The following is a 24698-nucleotide window of genomic DNA, read 5'->3' as shown; positions in this document are numbered from 1 at the left end:
CCCTCGTTTCCCCATTCTCCGGCGTCGGGGCCAGGCGATGGGCCGGGGCCGGATAAAGGCCGGCTTGACAGGCCGCACACCTCCCCCCCGCGGCTCTCCCCTACCCTCGGAGCATGACCGACAACCGCAACAATGGCAGCGACACCGGCAACGAGGCCGAGCAGATGCAGGAGGGCTACATCAAGCAGCAGGAGCGCTGGCAGGAGACGGGTATCACCGGCGCGGGCGGGGCAGGACAGACAGGCACCCCTGGCAACGAGGAAACGGGCGCAGCCATCCCGGACGGTGACGACCAGGTGTCTCCCCCCCCGATCCCCGACGATCAGCACACGCCGGGGCGCTGAACGTCAAAACGGAGAGGGCCGCACGCGGACTGGTGCGGCCCTCTTCTCTTTACTTCTGCCCCTCGAACAGCCCCCGGTACTCGCTGTACCCTTCTTCCTCCAGCCGCTCCAGCGGGACAAAGCGCAGCGCCGCCGAGTTGATGCAGTAGCGCAGGCCGCCCTGCTCCTGCGGGCCGTCGGGGAAGACGTGGCCGAGGTGCGAGTCGGCCTGACCGGAACGGACCTCCGTACGGGCGTAGCCGATCTTGTAGTCGGTGTTCTCGGTGAGGGTCACGTCCGGAATGGGCCGGGTGAAGCTGGGCCAGCCGCAGCCCGCGTCGTACTTGTCGCGGGAGCTGAACAGCGGTTCGCCGGACACCACGTCCACGTAGATGCCGGACTGGTCGTGATCCCAGTACTCGCCGGTAAAGGCGCGTTCGGTGCCCTCGTGCTGGGTCACGCGGTACTGCTCGGGCGTCAGCTTCTGGCGCAGTTCGGCGTCGCTGGGCTTGACGAAGCTGCCTCTGCTGGAATCGGTGGTCATACGGCGAGTGTAGGCCCGCTTCCTAAACTGAAGGTATGCGAACGCTGAAGCTGGCGCTGGCGGTTGGGCTGCTCCTGACCGTCGGGACGGTGCAGGCAGGTGGCGCGGGAGGAAGCGGTGTGGGAGGAAGCACAGGGGCCTCCTGGTGTCCCTTCGGCCTGCCCCGCCTCTTTCCTGAACGGCCCGCTTGGCTGGGCGCACCGGCTCCGGCCTCGGCGGGAGCCTTGCGCCCCCTGCGGCTGAGCGTGCGGGGCGGGCAGGCGGGGGCTTTCGTGGGGCTGCTGGACCAGTTCCCGAACGGGTCGGACGCGCCGGCCGGAACGCTGGGGCCGGGGCAGATGCGGAGCTTTACTCTGTCCTCGCGGAGGCGCACCGTGCTGTTCGCGGTGGCGGAGGGCGGCAGGCATGACCGTGCCTTTCGCTGGCCGGCCGGGCAGACACCCGCGGCCGTGACCGTTACCCTCTCGCCGGCCGGCATGCGGCTGAGTGTGCCCGCCTTCCCCCTGGCCTGCCATGAGGGACCGCCTTCCTGACCGCCATTCTACAGACCGTCCACCTTGCTTTACTTTCCAAAGTAGTTTAGAATAAACGAATGACCCTCTTCACTCCTTCCTCCCCGGAGCGGCTGCGCGTGGACATCTGGTCGGACATCGCCTGCCCGTGGTGCTACATCGGCAAGCGGCGGTTCGAGCAGGCGCTCGCTACCTTTCCGCAACGTGAGCAGGTGGAGGTCGTGTGGCACGCCTTCGAGCTGGACCCCTCGGCCCCCGCGCAGGGTCCGCTGTCCGTCCGCGACGGGCTGGCCCGCAAGTACGGGCGCACGCCGGAGCAGGCGCAGGAGATGCTGGATCACATGACCGGCGTGGCCGCGCAGGAGGGCCTGGACTACCACTTCGAGCGCCTGCGACCCACCAACACCTTCCAGGCGCACCAGCTGATTCAGCTCGCGGCCGAACAGGGCCTGGCCGACGCGGTGGAAGAACGCCTCTTCGCGGCCTACCTGACCCAGGGTGAGCTGCTGGGCGACCCGGAGGCGCTGGTGCGCCTGGGGACCGAGGCGGGCCTGGCTGCGGAAGAGGTGCGGGCGGCCCTCGAAAGCGGCCGGTACGCCCAGGCCGTGCGGCAGGACGAGGCGCAGGCGCAGGCCCTCGGCATCAGCGGCGTGCCCTTCTTCGTGCTGGGCGGCAAGTACGGCGTGAGCGGGGCGCAGCCCGCCGAGGTGCTGCGCGGGGCACTGGAGCAGGTCTGGAATGAAACGCACCCCGCCCCCCTGACCCTGCTGGGCGGGGCCACCCCGGCGGAAGGCTGCGAGGACGGGCAGTGCGCGGTGCCCCAGCCGGACACGGCGGACACGCGGGGCTGAAGTCCCCTTCCGGCCACAACGACGCCGCCCCACTGCACTTCCAGTGGGGCGGCGTTCTCCTCTTCTGGCCTACGCCCCGCCGACCGCCAGGGCGTTCACCCGCACGTCGGGGGCACCCGCGCCGTAGTCCGTCCAGTGGACCTCGCTGCCGGCGGCCTCGATGCCGGCGAGCAGGTCCAGGATGTTCCCGGCGACGGTGAAGACTTCGAGGGGGTGCGCGACCTCGCCCTCTTCCAGCCAGAAGCCCTGGGCTTCCAGACTGAAGTCGCCGGTGATGGGGTTCGCGCCCGCGTGGCCGCCCGACACATCGGTGAGGCGCAGCCCGGTCAGGCCCGGCGCGAGGGCAGGGCCGTCCGTCTGCCCGGCCTGCATGAAGAGGTTGCTGGGGCCGACGCCGACCGTGCCCTGGATGCCGTGGCGGTCGGCGTGCCCGGTGCTGCCAGTCCCGGCGCGGGCGGCGGTGGCGGCGTTGTGCAGGAAGGCGGTCAGGGTGCCGGCCGCGATCAGGGTGAGGGGCACGCTGGGGCAGCCCTCGGCGTCAAAGGCCCGCGAGTTCAGGCCGCGCGGCAGGGTGGGGTCGTCCACCAGCGTGACCAGGGGGGAGGCGACCTGTTCTCCCAGGCGGCCCGCCAGCGGACTCTTGCCCTCCTCCACCATCTTGCCGCTGAACATCGGGCTGAAGAGCATCAGCAGTTGCGCGAGGCACTCGCCAGTGATGACGGCCGGGAAGGTGCCGCTGGGGGCCGGTTTCGCGCCCAGCAGGGCCGCCGCCTTTTCCACGGCCGAGAGGGCGGTGCGGGTGGGGTCGAGTTCGGTGAACTCGCGGGTAAACTGCCAGTCGCCCTGCATCTTGTTCTGCCCGGCCTCCGACACCAGCGGGTAGGCGTACTGCATGGCGTAGAGTTGCCGTTCCTCGCGCCCCAGCCCCGCGCTGTTCCCGACGAGGCGCTGGAGGTCGCCGTCCTGGTAGCCGCCGTAGGGCACGCTTACCACGCGGGGGTCGGCCTCGCGCGCCACCCGGTCGAGGTTGAGCGCCACCTGCACCTTCTGCTCCACCGTCACGCCGCTGAGGCCCTCGCCGTACAGGTCGAGGGCGGGGGGCGGCGGCCAGTCGTGCAGGGCCGCCGCCGGTTCCGGCTGGACCAGCTCGGCGTTCTCGACGGCACTGTCCAGCGCGCGGTCCAGCGCCGGCCGGGAGAGGTTCTCGGTGAAGCTGTAGCCCCACGCCCCCCGCACCAGCGCCCGCAGGCCCACGCCCTGCCGGGTGGACAGCTTGAACTCGCTCACCTCGCCGCCATAGGCCTTGACGCTGGTCGCGGTGCCCCGTTCGCCGTACACCTCCAGCGTCACGCCCTGCGTGCGGGCACGCTCCAGCAGGTAGGCCTGGGCCTCCGCGAGGCTGAGTTGCGGTTCACTCTGTGCGGTCATGTCTGGACCTCCGGGACGTGGGTGGCGGGCGGCGGGTTGCGGGGGCTGGAAAGGCCAACCTTCCCCCGACCTCTGGACTTCTCGACCCCTTGACCCCTCCTCATGCGCGGCCCCCCACGGTGATCTCGGAAATCAGGATGTGCGGCTGGCCCACGTCGGTCGGCAGGGAGCCGGACACGCTGCCGCACATGCCCTGCCCCAGCGAGAGGTCGCCCGCCACCCCCACGATGTTCAGGAGGTCCTGCGCGCCGTTGCCCACCAGCGAGGCTCCCCGCAGCGGTTCGGCAATCTCGCCATTGCGGATCATGTACGCCTCCTGCACCGCGAAGTTGTAGTCGCCGGTGCCGGGGGTCACGCTGCCGCCGCCCATCTTGCGGGCATAGATGCCGTGCGCCACGCCCGAAATCAGGCTCTGCGGCGTCTCCCGGCCGTTGTCGATAAAGGTTGAGCGCATCCGGCTGGCGGGCGCGTAGGTGTAGTTCTGACGCCTGCCGCTGCCGGTGCGTTTGTGGCCGGTCTTGAGTTCGCCCACCCGGTCCACCATGAAGGACTTCAGCACGCCCTGCTCGATCAGCACGGTGCGCTCGCCGGGCATGCCCTCGTCGTCCACGGTCACCATGCCCCAGGAGCCGGGGAGGGTGCCGTCGTCGATGGCGGTGACGGATTCGTGGGCAATCCGCTCACCCATCCGGTCGGCAAAGACGCTGGCGCTCTTCTCGACGGCGGTCGTTTCCAGGATGTGCCCGCAGGCCTCGTGGAAGATGACGCCGCCGAACTCGTTGCCGATCACCACCGGGAGTTTGCCCGCGGGCGCGTACCCGGCGTGCAGCATGGCGTTGGCGATACGTGCCGCCTCCGCGCCTATCTGCTCGGGCGGCACCGTCTCGAAGAACTCCAGGCCCTGCCCCGCGCCCGGCCCGTAATAGCCCGTCTCGCGCAGCGTGCCGTCCTGGGCGATGGCGCTGACGGTCATCCGGGTCCAGACCCGCTCGTCTTCCGCCCACACCCCCTCGGAGTTGGCGATCAGGACACGCTGCATCCGGTCGAGGTAGTTCACGTCCACCGTCTTCACGAAGCCGGCCCCCGCCGCGCCGCCGTGCGCCCGCCTCATCAGGGCCAGCTTCTCGCGCACCCCCGTCTGGCGGGGATGCTCGCGGGCCACGTACAGGGGCCGGGCTTCAAGGCGGCGGAAATCCAGGCCGCCCGTCCCCTCGCGGCCCACCTCGCCCGCCCCGCCGCGGGCGCGGGCCACCTGGCCGGCCAGGTCGCGCAGGCCCTGCGGGGTCACGTCGTTGGTGTAGGCATAGACCACGCGGGTGCCGTACAGCAGCCGCAGCCCCGCCCCGAACAGGTTGCCGCCCCCGGCGTCCTTGACCTCGCCCTGGTGCAGCCGCAGCGTGGTGGACACGGTGTCCTCGGCAAACAGTTCCGCGAAGTCGGCCCCGCCCGTGCGGGCAAGGGACAGGACCTCGGCGGCCAGCGTTTCATTCAGCATGGATGGGCCTTTCTGCGGCCATCCCGGCGGGCGAGAAGCCCTGGGGAGGGGTGCCGCCACCCCGCATGGGCCGGGGCTGGGGAAAAACGGTGCCCTTACTGTGGCGCAGAGTGCTTTCAAAGGAAAGGGGGCAGGCGGAGAAAGAGGGCGGCGGGCAGGGGGGGTAGGCCATTTCGCAGAGGGGCGCGGCTGCCGCTGGCCTGCCCCCGCCTGGGGGAGGCCGCGCCGGAACCGCTATCCTGGCCGGGAATGTCGCAGCCCCCTCCCTCCGAGCAAGCCACTGCCGATCAGGACGCCGCACGCGAGATTTTTGCCGGAACGGGCGAGATGAGCGCGCGGATGCGGGCCTTCGACTGGTCCAGGACGCCGCTCGGCTCGCCGGACACCTGGCCCCAGAGCCTCAAAACCACCGTCCGCATCATGCTCACCTCGCGCTTTGCGATGTGGATGCTGTGGGGAGACGGCCTCACCTTCTTCTACAACGACGCCTACCGCCCCACGCTGGGCGTGAAGGACGCCTGGGCGCTGGGCAGCCCGTCGGATCAGGTCTGGGCCGAGATCTGGAAGGACATCTGGCCGCGCATCGAGCATGTGCTGAACACCGGCGAGGCCACCTGGGACCAGGGGCTGCAACTGTTCCTGGAACGCAGCGGCTACCCGGAGGAGACGTACCACACCTTCTCCTACAGCCCGCTGGCCGGGGACAGCGGCCACGTGACCGGGATGCTGTGCGTGGTCACCGAGGAAAGCGAGCGGGTGGTGGGCGAGCGGCGGCTCCGCGTGCTGCGCGACCTGGCCGCCCGGACCGGCGCGGCCCGCACGCCGGACGAGGTGCTGGCCGCCACCCGCGCCTGTCTGGAGGCCGACGCCCACGACCTGCCCTTCGCGCTGGTGTACCTGCCGGGAGAGGACGGCACCCTGCGGCTGGCCGAGGCGGCGGGCCTCTCCCGCGAGCTGGCGGACACGGTCGGGGCTGCGCCCTGGCCGTTCCCCGAGGTCCTGGGCGACCTGACCCCCCGCGTGATCGACCTCGCGGCCCGGCCCGGCCTGCCGGGTGGCCCCTGGGACCGCCCGCCCACGCAGGCGCTGGTGCTGCCGCTGGCGCAGACCGGGCAGGCGCGCGCGGCGGGGGTGGTCGTCGCGGCCCTGAACCCCTACCGCCCGCTGGACGAGGACTACCGCGGCTTCCTGGGCCTGTTCGTGGGGCAGGTCGCGGCGGCCCTCGCCAACGCCAACGCCTACGAGGAGGAACGGCGGCGGGCCGAGGCGCTCGCGGAACTCGACCGCGCCAAGACGGCCTTTTTCGCCAACGCCAGCCACGAACTCCGCACGCCGCTGACGCTGATGCTGGGGCCGCTCGAAGACCTGCTGACCGGGGACGCGGGGCCGCTGACAGGGGCGCAGCGGGACGTGCTGGACATGGCGCACCGCAACAGCCTGCGCCTGCTGCGGCTGGTCAATACCCTGCTGGACTTCTCGCGCCTGGAGGCCGGGCGCGCCCAGGCCAGCTACGTGCCCACCGACCTCGCCACGGTCACGGCGGACCTGGCGAGCAGCTTCCGCTCGGCGATGGACCGCGCGGGGCTGCGCTACGCGGTCGAGGTGTCGCCCCTGCCCGAACCCGTCTACGTGGACCCGGAACTGTGGGAGAAGGTGGTGCTCAACCTCCTTTCCAACGCCTTCAAGTTCACGCTGTCCGGCGAGGTTGCCGTGACGCTGGACGCCGAGGGCCGCGAGGCCGTGCTGCGGGTGCGCGACAGCGGCGTGGGCATCCCGGCGGCGGAGGTGCCCCGGCTCTTCGAGCGCTTCCACCGCGTGGAGGGTCAGCAGGGCCGCTCCTTCGAGGGCACCGGCATCGGGCTGGCGCTGGTCAGGGAAATCGTGGAGCTGCACGGCGGGCGGGTGGAGGCCCAGAGCGCGCCGGGCGAGGGGACCACCTTCACCGTGCGGCTGCCGCTGGGGCGGGCGCACCTGGCCCAGGAGCGTATCGGGGCCGAGCGCCCCCTGTCCTCCACCGCCGTGGGTGCCCTGCCCTACGTCGAGGAGGCGCTGCGCTGGCTGCCAGGGCAGGCGGACAGCCCGGTGCGGGCGAAACCGGACAGCCTCCCCCAGCCCGGCGAGCGCGGCCAGGTGCTGCTGGTGGACGACAACGCCGACCTGCGCGACTACATCGCCCGCCTGCTCGCGCCGGGCCATGACGTGCGGGTGGTGCCCGACGGGCAGGCGGCGCTGGAGGCCATCCGGGAGAGCCTCCCCGACCTCGTGATCACCGACGTGATGATGCCCCGGCTGGGCGGCTTCGGCCTGCTGCGGGCGCTGCGGGAAGACCCCCGCACGCGCGAACTGCCGGTGATCATGCTCTCGGCCCGCGCGGGCGAGGAGGCGCGGGTGCAGGGGCTGGAAGCGGGCGCGGACGACTACCTGGTCAAGCCCTTCAGCGCCCGCGAGCTGCTGGCGAAGGTGGGCGCGAACCTGGCCCTGTCGAAGATGCGGCGGGGGGCGCTGGCGCGCGAGCAGGCCTACTCTGCCGAGCTGGAGGCGCGGGTGGCCGAGCGTGCCCGTGAGGTGATGCAGTGGCGCGACCGCTACGAGGTGGCGGTGCGGGGGGCCGGGGCGCTGATCTTCGACTGGGACCCGGCCACGGACGGCCTGCTGTACGCGGGCGCGGTCGAGCACATCACCGGCTACCGCGCGGACGAGTTGGAGGGCCGCCTGGAAGACTGGACCCAGCGGCTGATTCACCCCGAGGACCGCGCCGCCTTTGCGGCCGAGATCGAGCGGGTGCTGGCGACGGGCGAGGCCTTCCGGCTCGGCTTCCGGGTGGTCCGCAAGGACGGCACGGTGCTGGACGTGGAGGACGACGGCTACTTCACCCGCGGCGAGGAAGGCGAGGTGCAGCACATGGTCGGCTTCGTGCGGGACGTGACCGCGCGCAAGCGGGCCGAGGTGGCCCTGCGCCGCGCCAACGAGGAGTTGCAGCGCAGCAACGCCGAGCTGGAGCGCTTCGCGTACATCGCCTCGCACGACCTGCAAGAACCCATCCGCACGGTCGGATCGTTCGCGGGCCTGCTGGGCCGCCGCTATGGGGACGTGCTCGACGAGCGTGGGCAGCAGTACCTGCACACGGTGGAGCTGGGCGCGCTGCGGATGAAGACGCTGGTGGACGATCTGCTGGTGTTCTCGCGCCTGAACACGACCCATCCGCCCCTCCAGCCGCTGGACGTGAATGTGCCCGTGCAGGAGGCGCTGGAGCGGCTGGACGTGACCCTGCGGGAGACGGGCGCGCAGGTGCTCGCCGCGGACCTGCCCGCGGTGCAGGGCGACCCCTCGCGGCTGGTGCAGCTTTTCCAGAACCTGATCGCCAACGCCGTGAAGTTCCGCCGCGAGGACGTGCCCCCCCGCGTGACCATCGCGGCCGTCCGCGAGGGCGAGATGCAGCACTTCACCGTCAGCGACAACGGCATCGGCATCGAGGAAGCGTACTTCGGGCGCATCTTCGAGATGTTCCAGCGCCTGTATGGCCGCGACCGCTACGAGGGCAGCGGTCTGGGTCTCGCCATCTGCCAGAAGATCGTGGTCCAGCACGGCGGGCAGATGTGGGTGCAGAGCACGCCGGGCGAGGGCAGCACCTTTCACTTCACCCTGCGCGCGGTGCCCGCTTGAACGGGGAGGCCGGGGGCCTGCGGGCCGAAGTCCTGATTGCCGAGGACAACCCGGCCGACATCGAGCTGGTGCTGGCCGCGGTGGAGGACTGCGGGCTGCCGCACCGCCTGCACTTCGTGCGCGACGGCGTGGAGGCCCTGGCCTTCCTGCGCGGCGGGCCGCCCCGGCTGCTGATCCTCGACCTCAACATGCCGCGCCTGGGCGGGCTGGAGGTGCTGGCGGCGCTGCGGGCGGAGGGCCTCACGGTGCCCACCGTGATCTTTACCAGCTCCGGCGACGCGGGCGACCGCCAGCGCGCGCTCGATCTGGGGGCCGCCGCCTACCTGCTCAAGCCCGTGAAGTTCAGCGAGTTCTGCCGGGCCGTCACCGGGCTGCTGGAGGAGCATCTGCCGCCCGGCTGAGGCGGCGCTCCACCTCCGGCCAGTCCTCCCGCGTCACCGAGTACATGACCGTATCGCGCAGGGTGCCGTCGGGCCGGCGCATGTGCCGCCGCAGCACGCCCTCGCGCACCGCGCCCAGCCCCTCGATGGCCCGCTGACTGCGCGCATTGAGAAGGTCGGTCTTGAGCTGCACGCGCTCCATCCCCAGCGGCCCGAAGGCGTGCGCCAGCAGCAGCCGTTTCATGCGGCGGTTGACGCCCGAGCCGTGCCAGCGCGGGTGCAGCCAGGTCCACCCGATTTCCAGGCCGCTGTGCGGGGCGCGAATGTCGCCGTAGCGCGTGCTGCCTGCCACCTCGCCGCCCACCTCCACCACGAAGGGCAGCTGGTCGGGGGCGTCCAGCGCGGCCTGGTAGTACGCCGCCTGGTCGGGGGCCGTGCCCATCAGCCGCAGCTCGTCCGCGCAGGTCTGGGCCAGCGCGCACAGGGCGGGAATATCGGCGGCGGTCAGGGGCCGCAGGGTCAGGTCGCCGTCTGTCAGGGTGAGGTTGTGCCGCATGGCGCAGTGTGGCATGGCGGTGTGGCATGAGAACAGAATCACCGGAACGCGCTACGCTGGGGACGTGAAGGAAGGCGAGCAGCAGGCACGGCGGGAACGCTGGACGGTGGACGGGATCGAGGACGGCCCGCGGGGCCGCGTGGCGCGGGTGGAACGGGAAGACGGCCGCACCTTCGACCTGCCGCTGCACGCCCTGCCCGAGGGTGTGCGCGAGGGCGACGTGCTGGCGGTGCAGGAAGGCCCCGACGGGGTGCGGGTCTGGCGGCTGCCCGCCGAGACGCTGGCCCGCCGCGAGCAGGCCCAGCGCCGCCTGGACGCCCTGAACGCGGCCCCGCATGACGGCGAGGAGATCGAACTGTGAGCCAGAAGAAGCCTTCCAACCGCCAGGCCTCCCCCCGCAAGACTCCGGCACGCGCCGCGGCGCGCGGCAACGCCAGGCCGCACGGCAAGCCGGGACGCGGCCCCACCCCCTCCGACCTGCTGGGGCTGCTGGTGCTGGCGCTGACCACCGGCCTGGCGGCCTGTGCGGGGGGCGGGCTGTTCGGGGGGGGGGACAAGAAGGGCGGCGAGAAGACCGAGCAGCCCGCCGGGCAGATCACCCTGCGCTTTCTGGACGTGGGGCAGGGCGACGCCGTGCTGGTCCGCAGCCCGGAGGGCAAGACGCTGCTGTACGACGGGGGCCGCAGCACCTCGAAGATGCAGGACTACCTCCAGACCTACGGGGTGGACCGGCTCGACCTGATGGTCGCCAGCCACGCCGACGCCGACCATATCGCCGGTCTGGTGCCCGCCGCGCAGCAGGCCAAGCCCAGGCTCTTCATCAACAATGGCCTGGCGGGAACCACCCAGACCTGGGACCGGCTGGTCACGGCACTGAAGGACGCCGGAACCACCTTCCAGAAGGCGAACAACCAGGTGCTCAACCTGGGCAGCGTGAAGGTCCGGGTCATTGCCCCGCCCCCCGGCATGGGGGACGACCAGAACGACAACAGCGTGGGCCTGCGCATCGAGTTCGGCGATTTCCGCGCCCTGCTGACCGGCGACAGCGAGACGCCCGAGACGGACGGCTGGCTGGCCGGGAACCGCCCCGAGATTCGCGGCCCCTTCCAGGCCTACAAGAGCATCCACCACGGCGCGGCCAACGGCGACCACCAGGCCTGGCTGGCCGCCGTGCGCCCGGAAAACGTGGTGATCAGCGTGGGCGAGAACAACTACGGCCACCCCACCCGGAAGGCGCTGGACCTCTACAAGCAAAACGGCGTCCGCATCTACCGCACCGACCGGCAGGGCACCGTGACCTTTACCGGCAACGCGGACGGGACATACACGGTGACGACCGACCGCTAGTACACCGACAAGCGGTCAAATGGGGTGATTTCTGAATAATGAGGGCCACAGCCTGTACGTTCGCCCCCAGTTTTTTCGGTTGACCATGTACTAAAGCAGTTGTCGTCAAGATGGCGTCATTTTTTGACCCTCTCCCCTTGCGGGAGAGGGCCTTGCGAAGCAAGGGGAGAGGGGTTCTTTTTACGTCAAATGCTCTCGGTGGCAGCAGCGCCACTGTGCCCCGTCTGTTGCGCCTCGTCTGTCAGGCGGCGGCAAGAGGGGCGGGGGTAGCCTGCCGCACGTATGGCTGCTCTTCACGCCTCCTCACCGGTTGCCGGGGCCGACGCCCGAGAGGTCAGACGGTTGCGGGCGCTGCGGCGGTACGCGGTCCTGGACACACCGCCCGAGGCCGCCTTCGACCGCGTCGCCCGGTTGGCCGCCCGTCTGTTTCACGTGCCCATCGCGCTGATTTCCCTCACCGATGCCCACCGGCACTGGTTCAAGGCGTGTGTGGGCCTCGACCTGCGCGAGGTGGGCCGTGACATGTCGTTCTGCTCGTACACCGTGGCCGGGCCTGACGTACTGGTGGTGCCCGATGCCACCCGCGACCCCCGCTTTGCCCACAGCGTGCTGGTGACGGGCACCTCCCACCTGCGCTTCTATGCGGGTGCGCCCCTCCTGTCGCCCGAGGGGGAGGTGCTCGGCACCCTGTGCGTGATGGACACGGTGCCCCGCGCGCCGCTCTCGCCGGAGGAGTGCGACACGCTGCGCGATCTGGCCGCCGGGGTGGTCGCGGAACTGGAACTGCGGCTTGCCCTGAACGAGCGCCGCCGCAGCGAGAGCCTCCGGAGTGCCTTCCTGACCGGGTCCCTCGACGCCGCCGTCATCCTGAACCGGCACGGGCTGGCCGAGGAGTGGAACCTGGCCGCCGAGCAGCTTTTCGGCTATGCGCGGGAGGAGGTGCTGGGCCGCGACATCATCAGGCTGCTTCTTCCGGAGCGCCTGCACGGCACCACCTACGCGGGAGGCATCGCGCGGCACTTCCTCGGCGGGGAGGGACCCGTGCCGGGACGGCGGTTGGAGGTGCGGCTGCGGCGGCGCAGCGGGCAGGAGTTTCCCTGCGAGCTGTCGCTCACCCCGCTCCTGCTGGAGGGCGAGGAGCTGTTCACGGCCTCGCTGCGTGACGTGACGGAACAGAGGGCGGCCCGCGAGGCCCTGATCACCGGCCGCAACCTCCTCCAGGCGGTGGTGGACGGCGTGCCGGAATCCATCTTCGTCAAGGACCCCCAGGGCCGCTACGTGATGATCAACGCCGCCGGGGCCGCGCGCATCGGCCGCCCGGTCGGGGACATCCTGGGCCGGGACGACCGGGCGCTCTTTCCGGCCGTGACGGCCGAGGCGGCGCACCGGCGCGACACGCACGTGCTCACCACCGGCGAGACGGCCAGCTACGAGGTCACCGACCTGCTGCCCGACGGCAGCTACCGCACGTTCCTGTCGAACAAGAGCGTGTACCGCGACAGCCAGGGGCAGATTCAGGGCCTGATCGGGACCGTGCTGGACATCACCGAGCGCAAGCTGGCGGAGGCCACCATCCACCAGCAGAACGAGGTGCTGGCCGCCCTGGTCCGGCAGCGCACCCAGGAGGTCGAGCAGGCGCAACTGGAAGTGCTCGAGCGTCTGGCCCGCGCGGCGGAACTGCGCGACGACAACACCGGGGAGCATGTGCGGCGGGTGGCCCGGACGGCCGCGGGCCTGGCCCGGCGGCTGGGCCTGGCCGAGGACGAGGTCCGGCTGATCGAGCGGGCCGCGCCCCTGCACGACGTGGGCAAGATCGGCGTGCCCGACGCCGTTCTCCTGAAGCCTGGCCGCCTGACCCCCGAGGAGTTCCGGCTGGTCCAGGCCCACACGGAGCTGGGAGCCAGCCTGCTGGCGGGCGACTCGTCCCGGCTGGTCTCGGCGGCCTGCGAGATCGCGCTGACCCACCACGAGCGCTGGGACGGCCGGGGGTATCCGCTGGGGCTGGCCGGGGAGGCCATTCCCCTGAGCGGGCGCATCGTGGCCGTCGCGGACGTGCTGGACGCCCTCACCAGCGAGCGGCCCTACAAACCGGCCTGGACGCGGGCGGAGGCGCTCCAGGAAATCCGGGCACAGGCGGACGCGCAGTTCGACCCGGCGGTCGTGGCCGCCCTGGAAGCCCTGCTCCAGGAAGAGGAGGAGGAGGGGGACGGGGAACCTGGTCGGCCACCCTGCGGCTCCCCGCCCTCCTGCTAAACTTCGCCTCTGATGTTCGGACCCACTCGACCCCGCAGCCAGCCGCAGCCGGGGCACCTCTATGACGTGGCCGTGGTCGGCGCGGGCCTCGCGGGCACCGAGCTGGCCTGGCGGCTCGCGCGGGCCGGGCGCGACGTGCTGCTGGTGTCCCAGGCCCTCGACCACCTCGGGAACCTGTACCAGCCCGGCGTGGCGGGGGCGGGCTTTCCGCCCGGCAGCATCTTCGGGCAGGTCGCCGCCCGCCTCGCGCCCGACACCGACGGCTGGACCTTTCACCGCCATCTCAAGGCCGAGATCGAGGCGACGGCGGGCATCCACCTGCTGCAAAGCACCGTGACCGAACTGGGCGAGACGGAGGAGCAGGTGACGCTCGCCACCTGGGAGGGACCGCCGCTCCACGCCCGCGCCGCCGTGCTGGCGGTCGGGGCCTTCCTGAAGGGCCGCCTGCTGATAGGCGACACGCTGGAGGAGGCCGGGCGGCTTTCGGAGGTCGCCTACGACTTCCTGGCCGACGACCTGGCCCGCTCGGGCGTGTGGCTGATCGGCGGCGAGCAGACCGCCGCCGGGGTGGAGGGTGCCCCTCCCTACGACGTGCGCTTCCTGACGCCCGCGCCCGCCGAGCTGGACGGCTTTCGCCTCACACGCTTCGGGCGGGTGTACGCGCTGGGCCGCTGCACCCCGGGCGAGCACACCTACGCCTCGGTGCTGACGGACGCCGCACGCCTGGCGGACGAACTGGTGGGCGCGTGATTTACCGTCTCTCGGACTTCCATTTCCCCGACCGCGCCGCGCGCCTGTACCCGGACACCCCGGAGCGGCCCTGGGTGCTGGAGGTGGGCTTCGGGGACGGGCGCTTCTGGCCGCACTTCGCGGCGACCTTTCCCGAGCCTCCCAATTACCTGGGCGTGGAGATCAGCGGCGTCTCGCTGCTCAAGGCCGCTCGAAGGCTGCGGGCGGCGGGCCTGACCAATGCCGTGCTCACCAAGCTGCCCGCCACGCCCCTGATCCGCGAGGTGGTGCCGGAGGGCGCGCTCGACGCCATCGTGGTGAACTTTCCCGACCCCTGGCCCAAGGCGGGGCACACCGAACACCGCCTGCTGCGCGCGCCCTTTTTCCGCCTGGCCGCCAGCCGCCTCAAGCCGGGCGGGGCCGTGCTGCTCACCACCGACCACGACGAGTATTTCGAGTTCGCCTGCCAGGAGGCGGCGGCCAGCGGCGTGATGGCCGCAGAACTCACGGACGCCCCGCCCGCCGCCCTGGAAACCAAATACGCCCGGAAGTGGCGCGACCTGGGCCTGGGGGCCAACCACGCCCGCTTCGTGCCCACCACCCGGCCCCCCGTGCCCCACGGCCCCATCACCCGGTACCCTGACACCCGTTACCCTGATCTGGAGGACTCCCCCGCCGTGCCGCACGCCATCCTGACCCTGCCCGCGACCTTCGACCCCAGCACCTTTCAGAAGCACACCGGGCGCGGCGGACAGACCCGCGAGGACCCGGCGGGGTGGACGGTGGTCCTGCTGGACCTGTACCGCACCCTGGGGCGGGACGCCTGGGTGGTGCTGGCGCACGTCGTGGAGGGCGAACTCACGCAGGAGGTGCTGATCGGCATCACCGGGCGGGAGGACGGCTCGCACCTCGTCCGCCTTGCCCGCTTCGGCGGCCCCATCATCACGCCGGGCGTGAAGGCGGCGGTCGGCGTGGTGACGGGGTGGCTGGAGGCGCAGGGGGCGGCGGTGCGTCACCGGGGGTACTGAGGAGCGGTCAGCTTTCAGCCGTCAGCCTGCCTTCAAACGCCATATGCCACCGGCCTCGCTGCACTTCAGCCACGAACCCCTCAGCGTCATTCTTCCTGCCGTGCGGGCCGCGCTCGCGGAGGCGGGTGAGGTGGCTTTGACCGTGCCGGACCCAGACCTGGGTCTGGGCCTCTATGCCGGGGAAGCCACCGCGCAGGGTCGGCACCGCCCCTGGCAGACCTGGGCGGACCTCGCGGACCTGCTGGGGGCGCACCTGCTGACGCCGCAGCCGGCGGAGGGGGGGCGCGTGACTGTGCGGCTGCGCGCCTATGGGGGGGTACCCGCGCCCGACGCGAACGGGTATGGCCCGGAAGGCGACTGGGCGCGGGTGGACAAGCTGGAGGACCCGGTGTTCCTGTTCACGCTGGTGGAGGCGCTGCGGCGGGTGAACCCCGCACCGGGCGGGCGCGTGCTGGCGCTGGGCGTGAACGCGGGCCGGGAGCTGGAGGCCCTCGCGCTGGCCTTTCCGGGCCGGGCCTTCGAGGTGGTGGGGCTGGATGTGGACGCGGCAGCCCTGGCGGCGGCCCGCGCCCGTCACCCGCAGGCGACCTTTCTCGCGCTGGACGTGACCACCCTGCCCGCCCCCGAACTGGGCCGCTTCGACCTCGTGCTGGCGCTCAGCCTGCTGCAAAGCCCCCGCATCCGGCAGGACGTGCTGCTCGCGGCCCTGCGGCGCGAACACCTGACCGCCACGGGGGGCCTGATTCTGGGCTTTCCGAACGCCCGCTACCGCGACGGCTTCCTGAGCTACGGCGCGCGGCTGCTCAACTTCGCCCGCCCGGACCTCAGCCTGCTGACCGCCGATGTGGCGGCGGCCCGGCGCGGCCTCCAGAAGCACGGCTTCAAGGTGTTCGTGACCGGCAAATACGAGGTGCTGGTGACGGCGATTCCGGCGGGGTCGCCCACCCCGGTCGGCCTGGAACTCTAAACAGCCGAGCGCGTGGCGTGACACACGACAAGGGCCGCGCTGCCCGGCCTCCCCGGCAGCGCGGCCCCACAGGGGTTTAGCCGTTGCTCTGGCCGGTGCCGCCCACGTCCTGAAGGTTCTCGCGCAGTTCGTCCAGCTTCTCCTGCCGATCGAAGTTCTTTTCCAGGCCGTTGGCGTCCACGTCGCCGGTCGCGCCCTGCATGCCTTCCTCTATCACCGTGTTCTGGTCGAGGTCGGGCTGCTCCATGTGTTCGGTGTTGTCCTCGCGCTTGGAATCGGTCATGCCTCATCTTCCCGGCCGCGCGTGAGGCGGGGGAGTGGACCTTCCCCATCTGCCGTTAACCTCCCGGGACGGCAGGTCAGCAAAAAGGCCCCACCGGGGGACCTGTGTTCACCGCCCATGACGCAGCGCTATTTCCGGCTGCCAATCGCCAGCAGCGCCCCGAACAGCGCGAGGTTCTTCATGAAGTGAATCTGCTGGTGTTGGCGCTCCTGCCCCTGCTTGTCCCAGAACGGGTGGCCGATCACCGTGGTGGGCACCAGGCTGACAGCCAGGGCGGTGCTCGCCAGGCGCGGCGCGATGCCCAGGGCCAGCAGCGCGCCCGCACCGACCATGACGGCGCTGTTGGCCTTGACAGCCAGCTCGGGTTCGGGAATCTCCGCGCCCTTGGCCGCCCGCACGATGGGATCGGGGTTTTCGAGGTGGTCGAGGCCGCTTTTGATAAAGATGCTGGAGAGGAGTACCCGTCCGATAAATCCCGTCACGCTCATGCCTGCCTCCTTGGGGTGGGGGAAGTGTACCGCACCGCTCCTCACCCCTGCCGTCCTCACAACTGCCGCTGCAAGTCGCCCAGCAGCGTGCCCACCGCCGCCACACCCGTTGTCAGCAGGTTGACGTACTCGGCGGGGGTGATGGGGCCTTCCTCGGCCCCGCCCTGGACCTCGATCAGCAGGCCCGCCTCGGTGGCGACCACGTTCAGGTCGGCGCGGGCTACCTTGTCCTCGGCGTAGTCGAGGTCCACGCGCAGCTCGCCCCCCACCAGCCCGACGCTGACGGCCCCGACCGCGTGGACGAGGGGCCACTCGCTGAGTTTGCCCGCGTGAATCAGCCGGTCGGCAAAGTCGTGCAGGGCCGCGTACCCGGCCAGGATGCTGGCGACGCGGGTGCCGCCGTCCGCGACCAGCACGTCGCAGTCCACGTAGAGCGTCTGGTTGCGAAAGGGCCGCAGGTCGATGCAGGCCCGCAGCGCCCGGCCCAGCAGGCGCTGAATCTCGTGGCGGCGACCGTTCTGGAGGTTGCGTTCGCGCGCCTGCCGGTCGGTGGTGGCGCGGGGCAGCATGGCGTACTCGGCGGTCAGCCAGCCCTCCTTCTTGCCGCGCATGTGGGGGGCGGGTTTGTCCTCCACGCTCACGGTCGCCAGAATCTCGGTGCGGCCCAGTTTCAGGTGGGCGCTGCCGGGCGCGTGGGGGTTCACGCCGCGCCGCACGCTGAGGGGCCGGGGGGTCAGGGCGTCGCGGCCCGTTCGGGGGGGGAAGGTCATGTGGTCACCTGCTGCACCGTGACATTCTGCCCGCCTTTGCCCGTCAACGTGGCGATGACGGGGCGGGAGGCCTCCGGGTCCCCCGTGACCAGGTAGGTCACCTCGCCTGCCCCACCTTCTGCCCGTAGCAGGCCCGCCCGCTCCAGCACGTTGCGGGTGTGCCGCGCGACCGCCGCCCCGCTGTCCACCAGCGTGAAGGTGTCCCCGAACTCGGCACGGATGCTCGCCGCCAGAAAGGGATAGTGCGTGCAGCCCAGCACCAGTTGATCGGCCCCGGCCTGGGCCAGCGGCGTCAGCGTCTCGCGCAGCACCGCCCGCGCCCGCTCGCCCTCCGCCTGCCCGGCCTCCACCAGCGGCACCAGTTCGGCACTCACGGCGGTCAGCACGCGCACCCCGGCGGGGTCGGCCCACTGGCGGATCACGTCGCGCAGCAGCGTGCCGCGCAGGGTTCCGGGGGTCGCCAGCACGCCCACCACACCCGAGCGGGTGGCGACCACGGCGGGCTTGACGGCGGGCACCAGCCCGATGATGGGCATGTCGGGATACCGCTCGCGCAGGTGGGTCAGGCTGAAGGCGCTGGCCGTGTTGCAGGCCACCACCACGCCCGCCGCCCCGCGCGCGTGCAGCGCCGCCACCGCCCGCGCGGTCAGGTCACGGATTTCGCTGTCGGGCCGCGCCCCGATGGGCACATGCGCCGTGTCGGCCAGGTACAGGAAGTTCTCCTGCGGCATCGCCCGGCGCAACTCCGCCAGCACGCTCAGGCCGCCCACGCCGGAGTCGAACACGCCCAGGGGAGCATCAGGGGTCATCGGGGGCGATGATAGTGCGCGGGAAGCGGTGCGCGGTACGCAGGAAAAATCTTTTCACCGCGTACCGCGCACGGCGTACTGCCTCCCCTCGTCTCCCCTACCCCAGCGCCCCCCGGATCGTCTCGCCCAGCGCCCGGATGCCGGTGTCGATCTGCTCCGGGGTCGCGCTGGAGTAGCTCAGGCGCATGGTGTTGTGGCCGCCGCCCAGCGCGTAGAAGGGGCTGCCGGGCACGAAGGCCACCTTGCGGGCCACCGCCTGCGCGAGCAGGGGCACGGTGTCGATGCTCTCCGGCACCGTCACCCACAGGAACATGCCGCCTTCCGGGGTGGTGAAGCTCACGCCAGCCGGGAAGTGCTCGCGCAGGCGGGCGACCATATCCTGCGCCCGCTCGCCGTAGGCCTTTTTCACCGTCTCGATCTGGCGGGGCAGCACGTCCCCGACCAGCTCGGTGATGATCATCTGGTTCAGGGTAGGCGTGTGCAGGTCCGCGCCCTGCTTGGCCTGGATCAGCTTCTCGATGATGGGCTGCGCGGCCTGCACCCAGGCGTCGCGCAGGCCCGGCACCAGCGTCTTGGAAAAGGAGCTGGAGTAGATGACGTGGCTCTGCTCCGGGCCGCCCGCCAGCTCCAGGCCGAGCTGGTACAGGCTGGGCAGTTCCTCCCCGGTAAAGCGCAGCTGGCCGTAGGGGTCGTCCTCGATCACCAGCACGCCGTACTGCGCGGTCAGCTCCAGCAGGCGGCGGCGGCGTTCCAGGCTCAGGGTGCGCCCGGTGGGGTTCTGGAAGTTGGGGATGGCGTAGAGCAGCTTGGCGGGGGTGGCCCGCAACACCTCCTCCAGCGCGTCCGTGTCAATGCCGTGCTCGTCGGTGGGCAGTTCCACGTAGCGCGGGCCGTAGGGCTGGAAGGATTGCAGCGCGCCCAGGTAGGTGGGGGCTTCCACCAGCACCACGTCGCCCTCGTCGATCAGGATCTTGCCCAGCAGGTCCAGCCCCTGCTGGCTGCCAGTCACGATCTGCACATTGGCGGGGCGGATGCCGTCACGGGCCGCGATCCACTCGCGCAGCGGCAGGTGCCCCTCGGTGGTGGAGTATTGCAGGGCGGCGGGGCCGTAGCGCGTCAGCACGGCGTCGGCCGCGCGGCGCACGTCCTCCAGGGGAAACAGTTCAGGGGCGGGCAGGCCCCCCGCAAACGAGATCACGTCGGGCTGCTGGGTGATCTTGAGAATCTCGCGGATGGCGCTGGCGGTCATGCGCCGTGCCCGGCCCGCCAGCCGCGCCGTGAGGTCCACGGGGGGCAGGTGCGCGGGCGGCGGGAGGGGGGCAGAGCGGCTGGTCATGACCCCATCCTACCCCCGCTTCCCGGCGTCCTGTTCCCTGCGTCGGGGGCAGCTTATACGGATTCCGTCTGTTCCGTTGACAAATCGGAAAAGCGCCGGTTTGCCACCTCCACGCCCGGAACCCGTTTCCCTCCTACTCGCGCTGCTCTGATGGAATCACTGTGTCAACGATTCCATCGGAGGCCGTTTCAGGATAGCCGGGGACGGCCCGCGCCGGGTAAAGTGACCGGGGCAACATCCGACCCGCACCCTCTCAGACCCACTCCCGTTCCAGACCTCAAGGAGGCTTCACCCATGCTCGTCACCGGTAACGACATCCTGATTCCCGCCCGCGCGGGCAAGTACGCCGTCGGCTCGTTCAACACCAACAACATGGAGATCACCCAGGCGATCATCCACACCGCCGAGCGGCTGCGCTCGCCCGTGATGGTGCAGATGAGCGAGGGGGCCATCAAGTACGGCGGGCAGGATCTGGCCGACATCGTGATCGACCTGGCCCAGCGCGCCAGCGTGCCGGTCGCGCTGCACCTCGACCACGGATCCTCCTACGAGTCGGCGCTGCGGGCCATCAAGATGGGCTTTACCTCCGTCATGATCGACGCCTCGCACCACCCCTTCGAGGAAAACGTCCACGAGACGCGCCGGGTGGTCGAGGCCGCGCACGCGATGGGCATCAGCGTGGAGGCCGAACTCGGTCGCCTGGGCGGCATCGAGGAACACGTCGTGGTTGATGAAAAGGACGCCTTCCTGACCGACCCGGAAGAAGCGGTGCAGTTTGTCGAGCAGACCGGCACCGATTACCTCGCCATCGCCATCGGCACCAGCCACGGCGCGTACAAGGGCAAGGGCCGCCCCTTTATCGACCACGCCCGCATCAAGCGCATCAGCGAACTGCTGCCCATCCCGCTGGTCGCCCACGGCTCCAGCGGCGTGCCCGCCGAGATCGTGCAGCGCTTCCGCGACGCGGGCGGCGAGATCGGGGACGCGGCGGGCATCGCCGACGAGGATCTCCAGCAGGCCGCACAGTTCGGCATCGCCAAGGTGAACGTGGACACCGATCTGCGCCTCGCCATGACCACCGCCGTGCGCGAGGTCCTGCAAAAGACCCCCAAGGAATTCGACCCCCGCAAGATCTTCGGCCCCGCCCGTGACCTGATGAGCCAGGTGATCGAGCACAAGCTGCGTGTGCTGGGCAGCGTCGGCAAGGCTTGAGCCAGGTCTGAGCCTTTCCCAGACCCCCGCCCCCTCCCGACAGACAGGTGCCCGCCAGCAGATGACGGGCACCTGATGCTTTTCTCAGGCAGCGTCAGGTGCCCGGCGGGGAATTCTCACCCACCGGACGTATGCTCACGCTCGGCATGAAGGCCCTGCGCGCTCCCCTCCTGACCCTGCTCGCCTTCGGCGGATCGGCGGTGCTGGACACGTCCACCGCGACCACGACCACGGGGGTCGGGAGCCTGCCGGCAGGCTGGCAGGGCAAACTCTCGGCCCTGGTGCCGCTGGCGGGCCAGACGGTGCAGGTGCTGGAAAAGCGCTCCAGCCTCGCCTTCGTGGAGTTGCAGCAATTGGTGACCAAGGCGGGCGGCAGCCGTGATGCCCTGCGGCAACTCATGCTCAGCGCCGCGCGGGGCGAGCCGCTGGAGTACGACGAGCGGCTGAACATCACCCAGGAGGAGTTCCGGCGCTACGTGGTGTTCCAGCCGGTGCTCGCGCCCACCGGCAAGACGCTGCGGCTGAACGTGGTCCGCGACGGCAACCTGCTGAAGTTCGGGGACGGACCGGGGCTGAACGGCGTCCTGCGCGGGCTGGTGCTGGACCTGGGCAGCGGCGAACTGCGCACGCCGGAGGGCTTCGGCGGCAAACCGCACGCGGTCGTGCCCAGCACCGCCTTCGACCGCAGCATCGACATTCGCAGCGGCTTCGAGTGGAACGTGAGGGGCAACAGCCCGGTGACGCAAAACGGGGTCAAGGTGCAGCTTCAACTGCTGCAACTCCCCGGCAATCAGGTGATCCTGACCTGCTACCGCTTCAGCATGTTGCGCGGCACCACCAGCGAGGGCAACCTCATCTTCAGCTACACCCGCTGAGCGGCCCCGCTCCTCCCCCTGCCCGCCCCCGGCAGCCTGACGACGCCCTGATCTCACCTCAAGGCTTCCTCACGTCCCCTTCAGAGGGCGTCACGGACGGGCCGCTAGGCTGCGGGGCATGAAGAAAACAAAGGCCATCTTGCTCCTGGGTGCGGCCCTCACGCTGGGGAGCGCTACCACGGCGGGCGCGCAGGTGCTGTCCCCGACCCTGCTGGAGCGCGCCAAACGCGGCGACCAGAGCACGGTCGGCGTAATCGTACGCTTCAAGTTCGCCAACGACGCGCGCGGGCGTGCCCTGTTCAAGACGGCCCGCCAGCAGCTCACGGCGCGCATCGCGCAGCTCGGCCCCGCCGCCGGGTTCATCAACCAGGCGATCAACTCGGGCCGGGCCACCCAGCTGTGGCTCGACCAGAGCATCTACCTGCCCATGACCCCGGTGCAGGCGCGCGTGCTGGCAACGCTGCCCTTCGTGGAGTCCATCTTCGAGAACTTCAAGGTGCAGGTTCCCCGCGCCGTGGCCCTGAGCGCCGCCTCCGCCCCCGCCGGCACCCCCTGGCACCTCCAGAAGGTCGGGGCACCGCAGGCCTGGGCCGCGGGCTTCCGGGGCCAGAATGTCCGCATCGGGCACCTGGACACCGGCATCGACCCCAACCACCGCGAACTCGCGGGGAAGCTGGCGGCCTTTGCCGAGTTCAATGCCGAGGGTGACCGGGTACAGAGCCAGCCGCACGACACCGTGCAGCACGGCACCCACACGGCGGGCCTGCTGGTGGGCAGCGACGTGGGCGTGGCCCCCCAGGCCAAACTCATCAGCGCGCTGGTGCTGCCCAACAACGAGGGCACCTTCGCGCAGGTGATCGCCGGGATGCAGTACGTGCTGGACCCCGACAACAACGCCGACACCGACGACGGGGCCGACGTGGTGAACATGAGCCTGGGCATCCCCGGCACCTACGACGAGTTCATCGTGCCGGTGCAGAACATGATCAAGGCGGGCGTGGTGCCGGTCTTCGCCATCGGCAACTTCGGCCCCGGCAGCGCGACCACTGGTAGCCCCGGCAACCTTCCCGACGCCATCGGCGTGGGCGCGGTGGATCAGAACGGGCAGGTCGCCAGCTTCAGCAGCCGCGGGCCGGTCGCGTGGCAGGGCAAGATCAACGGCGTGTTCGTCAAGCCGGACATCGCCGCGCCGGGTGTCGCCATCACCAGCACCTTCCCGAATGGGGGGTACGGCGCGCTCAGCGGCAGCAGTCAGGCCAGCCCCATCGCGGCGGGCGCGGTGGCCCTGCTGCTCAGCGCCAAGCCGGGCACGAGCGTGGACGCGATCAAGAACGCCCTCTTTACCAGCGCCAGCAACGCCGGCAGCAAGAACAACAACGTGGGCTACGGCCTGATCAGCGTGCCCGGCGCGCTGGGCAAGCTGGGGGTGACGACGGGGGGCGGCCAGCCCGCACCGACGCCAGCACCCACGCCGACCCCAGCTCCTACCCCCGCGCCCACGCCTGCCCCGACACCGGTCCCTCAGCCTCAGCCGACGCCCCAGCCCCAGCCCACCCCGCAGCCCGCGCCTGCCCAGCCCACCGGCCCGGCCGGGTACACGCTGTGCGCGGTGGAAGGCGGCACCTGCACCAACGTCGCCAACAAGCAGATGGCCTTCGGGACGGCGGGCAAGTATGTCTTCGGCACCAACGACGCCTCGCCCAACGTGGCCTGCACCGTGCAGGAATGGGGAGGCAACGACCCGGCCAGCGGCGTGCGGAAGGGCTGCTTCGTCAAGAACACGGCGGGGACACCCGCCCCGGCCCCAACGCCCGCACCCACCCCGGCCCCGCAACCGCCCGCCAGCGGCAAGAAACCCACCGTCTTGCTGGTGGACGACGACATGGGCCAGGGCGCGGACGTGACGGGCGCGCTGCGGGACGCCATCAAGGCCAACGCGGCCAGCGGCGGGGCCTTTGTCTGGAACACGCAGACGATGGGCGCGGTGCCGCTGGGCGAGATGCAGAAGGCCGACATCGTGGTCTGGGCGAGCGGTGAGCAGTACCAGAACACCCTCACGGCGGCCGACCAGAACACGCTGCGCCAGTACCTCTCGGGCGGGGGCCGCCTGCTGGTGACCGGGCAGGACATCGGCTACGACCTCGGCACGGGCGACTTCTACCAGAGCGTCCTGAAGACCCGCTTCGTGGCCGACAGCAGCGGCACGCCCAAGTTCGTGACGAGCGGGGCCTTCGGCAACACGGCCTTTACCCTCAACGCCCAGGGCAGCGCCGGGAACCAGTACTACCCCGACGTGCTCGCCGACCTGAACGGCTCGCAGGTGGTCGCCTCCTGGGGCAGCGCCAACGCCAACGCGGGCACCATCACCGCCCAGAGCATCAAGGTGGACCGCAACAAGGGCCGCGCCCAGCAGAAGGTGCAGGACCCGCGCGGTCTGGTCGAGCGCCTGGCCGCCAGCGTGATCGGCTCCATCCTGAACCAGGTGTTCAGCGGGCAGACGCAGACGCAGCGCCCCCGCGTGACGGCCCAGAACGCGGCCGAGAATGCCGGGGCCATCGTGATCAACGACGCGGGCAAGTACCGCACCGTCAACATGGGCTTCGGGATGGAGGGCCTGACGCCGGGCAGCCGCAACCTGCTGATGAAGACGAGCTTCGACTGGCTGATGAGGTAATACCAAATTGCGTTGATTCCTTGGAATCAACCGAGCGGAGCGAGCAGCAAAAAGGACGGGGTTGCGGCGATGGACGGACATCTGGCGCTTTCCCAGATGTCCGGGAATCAGAGCAATCCCGTATCAGCGATCGGCCTTCAGCCATCAGCTTTCAGGGGACAGGGGAAGGTGCGCA

The 24698-nt window shown here is 70.8% G+C and carries 23 protein-coding genes; 14 read left to right on the top strand and 9 right to left on the bottom strand.

What is annotated here, in order from left to right; genetic code table 11:
- Nucleotides 1-113: 113 nt before the first annotated feature.
- Complete coding sequence (locus ABEA67_RS09515; protein ID WP_345464398.1) at nt 114-344, top strand: hypothetical protein; 231 nt, start codon at nt 114-116, stop codon at nt 342-344.
- A gap of 49 nt (nt 345-393) precedes the next feature.
- Here the strand turns inward: ABEA67_RS09515 and msrB are convergent, their stop codons facing one another.
- Nucleotides 394-867 (bottom strand): peptide-methionine (R)-S-oxide reductase MsrB, encoded by a 474-nt coding sequence (gene msrB / locus ABEA67_RS09510; RefSeq protein WP_345464395.1) that lies wholly within the window; start codon nt 865-867, stop codon nt 394-396.
- Nucleotides 868-902: 35 nt separating this feature from the next.
- On the opposite strand from msrB, the gene ABEA67_RS09505 reads away from it, so the two are divergent.
- Both ABEA67_RS09505 and ABEA67_RS09500 read left to right on the top strand, forming a co-directional pair.
- A complete protein-coding gene (locus ABEA67_RS09505; protein WP_345464392.1) occupies nt 903-1400 on the top strand; it encodes a hypothetical protein in 498 nt (165 codons plus the stop codon).
- Between the two features lie 59 nt (nt 1401-1459).
- On the top strand, nt 1460-2230 hold the full coding sequence (locus ABEA67_RS09500; RefSeq protein WP_345464389.1) for a DsbA family oxidoreductase: 771 nt from the start codon (nt 1460-1462) through the stop codon (nt 2228-2230).
- A gap of 69 nt (nt 2231-2299) precedes the next feature.
- Here the strand turns inward: ABEA67_RS09500 and ABEA67_RS09495 are convergent, their stop codons facing one another.
- Together ABEA67_RS09495 and ABEA67_RS09490 are read right to left on the bottom strand one after the other, a co-directional pair.
- A complete protein-coding gene (locus ABEA67_RS09495) occupies nt 2300-3658 on the bottom strand; it encodes a TldD/PmbA family protein (protein WP_345464387.1) in 1359 nt (452 codons plus the stop codon).
- A 100-nt stretch (nt 3659-3758) separates the two neighbouring features.
- On the bottom strand, nt 3759-5153 hold the full coding sequence (locus ABEA67_RS09490) for a TldD/PmbA family protein (RefSeq protein ID WP_345464384.1): 1395 nt from the start codon (nt 5151-5153) through the stop codon (nt 3759-3761).
- A 249-nt stretch (nt 5154-5402) separates the two neighbouring features.
- On the opposite strand from ABEA67_RS09490, the gene ABEA67_RS09485 reads away from it, so the two are divergent.
- Both ABEA67_RS09485 and ABEA67_RS09480 read left to right on the top strand, forming a co-directional pair.
- Entirely contained in the window at nt 5403-8816 is a 3414-nt protein-coding gene (locus ABEA67_RS09485) for an ATP-binding response regulator (protein ID WP_345464381.1), read from the top strand.
- On the top strand, nt 8813-9217 hold the full coding sequence (locus tag ABEA67_RS09480; protein ID WP_345464378.1) for a response regulator: 405 nt from the start codon (nt 8813-8815) through the stop codon (nt 9215-9217). Before ABEA67_RS09485 ends, ABEA67_RS09480 begins: the two co-directional genes overlap by 4 nt.
- Here the strand turns inward: ABEA67_RS09480 and ABEA67_RS09475 are convergent.
- Nucleotides 9180-9752 carry a GNAT family N-acetyltransferase gene (locus ABEA67_RS09475; protein WP_345464376.1) on the bottom strand — a complete coding sequence of 191 codons (573 nt, stop codon included), beginning with the start codon at nt 9750-9752 and terminating at the stop codon, nt 9180-9182. The two genes, ABEA67_RS09480 and ABEA67_RS09475, sit on opposite strands and share 38 nt — an antisense overlap.
- 64 nt (nt 9753-9816) lie before the next feature.
- Here ABEA67_RS09475 and ABEA67_RS09470 point away from each other — a divergent pair, with 64 nt between their 5' ends.
- The 6 genes from ABEA67_RS09470 to ABEA67_RS09445 all read left to right on the top strand — a co-directional run bounded on the left by ABEA67_RS09470 (nt 9817) and on the right by ABEA67_RS09445 (nt 16076).
- On the top strand, nt 9817-10113 hold the full coding sequence (locus ABEA67_RS09470) for a DUF3006 domain-containing protein (RefSeq protein WP_345464373.1): 297 nt from the start codon (nt 9817-9819) through the stop codon (nt 10111-10113).
- Entirely contained in the window at nt 10110-11099 is a 990-nt protein-coding gene (locus ABEA67_RS09465; RefSeq protein WP_345464370.1) for a ComEC/Rec2 family competence protein, read from the top strand. Before ABEA67_RS09470 ends, ABEA67_RS09465 begins: the two co-directional genes overlap by 4 nt.
- A gap of 282 nt (nt 11100-11381) precedes the next feature.
- Nucleotides 11382-13352, top strand: a complete 1971-nt coding sequence (locus tag ABEA67_RS09460) for an HD domain-containing phosphohydrolase (protein WP_345464367.1) — start codon at nt 11382-11384, stop codon at nt 13350-13352.
- A gap of 12 nt (nt 13353-13364) precedes the next feature.
- Nucleotides 13365-14102, top strand: coding sequence for an FAD-dependent oxidoreductase (locus tag ABEA67_RS09455; protein ID WP_345464364.1), 738 nt, complete (start codon nt 13365-13367; stop codon nt 14100-14102).
- Nucleotides 14099-15109, top strand: coding sequence for a tRNA (guanine(46)-N(7))-methyltransferase TrmB (trmB, locus tag ABEA67_RS09450; protein WP_345464361.1), 1011 nt, complete (start codon nt 14099-14101; stop codon nt 15107-15109). The genes ABEA67_RS09455 and trmB overlap by 4 nt, the downstream gene beginning before the upstream one ends.
- A gap of 43 nt (nt 15110-15152) precedes the next feature.
- Entirely contained in the window at nt 15153-16076 is a 924-nt protein-coding gene (locus tag ABEA67_RS09445) for a class I SAM-dependent methyltransferase (RefSeq protein ID WP_345464358.1), read from the top strand.
- A gap of 76 nt (nt 16077-16152) precedes the next feature.
- Here ABEA67_RS09445 and ABEA67_RS09440 read toward each other — a convergent pair whose 3' ends face one another.
- The 5 genes from ABEA67_RS09440 to ABEA67_RS09420 all read right to left on the bottom strand — a co-directional run bounded on the left by ABEA67_RS09440 (nt 16153) and on the right by ABEA67_RS09420 (nt 19762).
- Complete coding sequence (locus ABEA67_RS09440; protein WP_345464355.1) at nt 16153-16359, bottom strand: hypothetical protein; 207 nt, start codon at nt 16357-16359, stop codon at nt 16153-16155.
- Between the two features lie 128 nt (nt 16360-16487).
- Complete coding sequence (locus ABEA67_RS09435) at nt 16488-16847, bottom strand: DoxX family protein (RefSeq protein WP_345464352.1); 360 nt, start codon at nt 16845-16847, stop codon at nt 16488-16490.
- 56 nt (nt 16848-16903) lie between these two features.
- On the bottom strand, nt 16904-17617 hold the full coding sequence (gene rph, locus ABEA67_RS09430; protein ID WP_345464349.1) for a ribonuclease PH: 714 nt from the start codon (nt 17615-17617) through the stop codon (nt 16904-16906).
- Nucleotides 17614-18426 carry a glutamate racemase gene (gene murI, locus ABEA67_RS09425; RefSeq protein WP_345464347.1) on the bottom strand — a complete coding sequence of 271 codons (813 nt, stop codon included), beginning with the start codon at nt 18424-18426 and terminating at the stop codon, nt 17614-17616. Before murI ends, rph begins: the two co-directional genes overlap by 4 nt.
- Before the next feature lie 97 nt (nt 18427-18523).
- Entirely contained in the window at nt 18524-19762 is a 1239-nt protein-coding gene (locus tag ABEA67_RS09420) for an aminotransferase-like domain-containing protein (protein ID WP_345464344.1), read from the bottom strand.
- A gap of 294 nt (nt 19763-20056) precedes the next feature.
- Between ABEA67_RS09420 and fba the strand changes: the two genes are divergently transcribed.
- The 3 genes from fba to ABEA67_RS09405 all read left to right on the top strand — a co-directional run bounded on the left by fba (nt 20057) and on the right by ABEA67_RS09405 (nt 24523).
- Nucleotides 20057-20974: a class II fructose-1,6-bisphosphate aldolase gene (gene fba / locus ABEA67_RS09415; protein WP_345464341.1), complete on the top strand. Its 918-nt coding sequence runs from the start codon at nt 20057-20059 to the stop codon at nt 20972-20974.
- A 146-nt stretch (nt 20975-21120) separates the two neighbouring features.
- Nucleotides 21121-21849: a hypothetical protein gene (locus ABEA67_RS09410; protein ID WP_345464338.1), complete on the top strand. Its 729-nt coding sequence runs from the start codon at nt 21121-21123 to the stop codon at nt 21847-21849.
- 118 nt (nt 21850-21967) lie between these two features.
- Nucleotides 21968-24523 (top strand): S8 family peptidase, encoded by a 2556-nt coding sequence (locus ABEA67_RS09405; RefSeq protein ID WP_345464335.1) that lies wholly within the window; start codon nt 21968-21970, stop codon nt 24521-24523.
- The last annotated feature ends 175 nt before the right edge of the window (nt 24524-24698 follow it).

The sequence above is a fragment of the Deinococcus carri genome (assembly GCF_039545055.1).
GTDB classification, from domain to species: domain Bacteria; phylum Deinococcota; class Deinococci; order Deinococcales; family Deinococcaceae; genus Deinococcus; species Deinococcus carri.
This window is presented reverse-complemented; position numbering and strand designations above follow the sequence as displayed.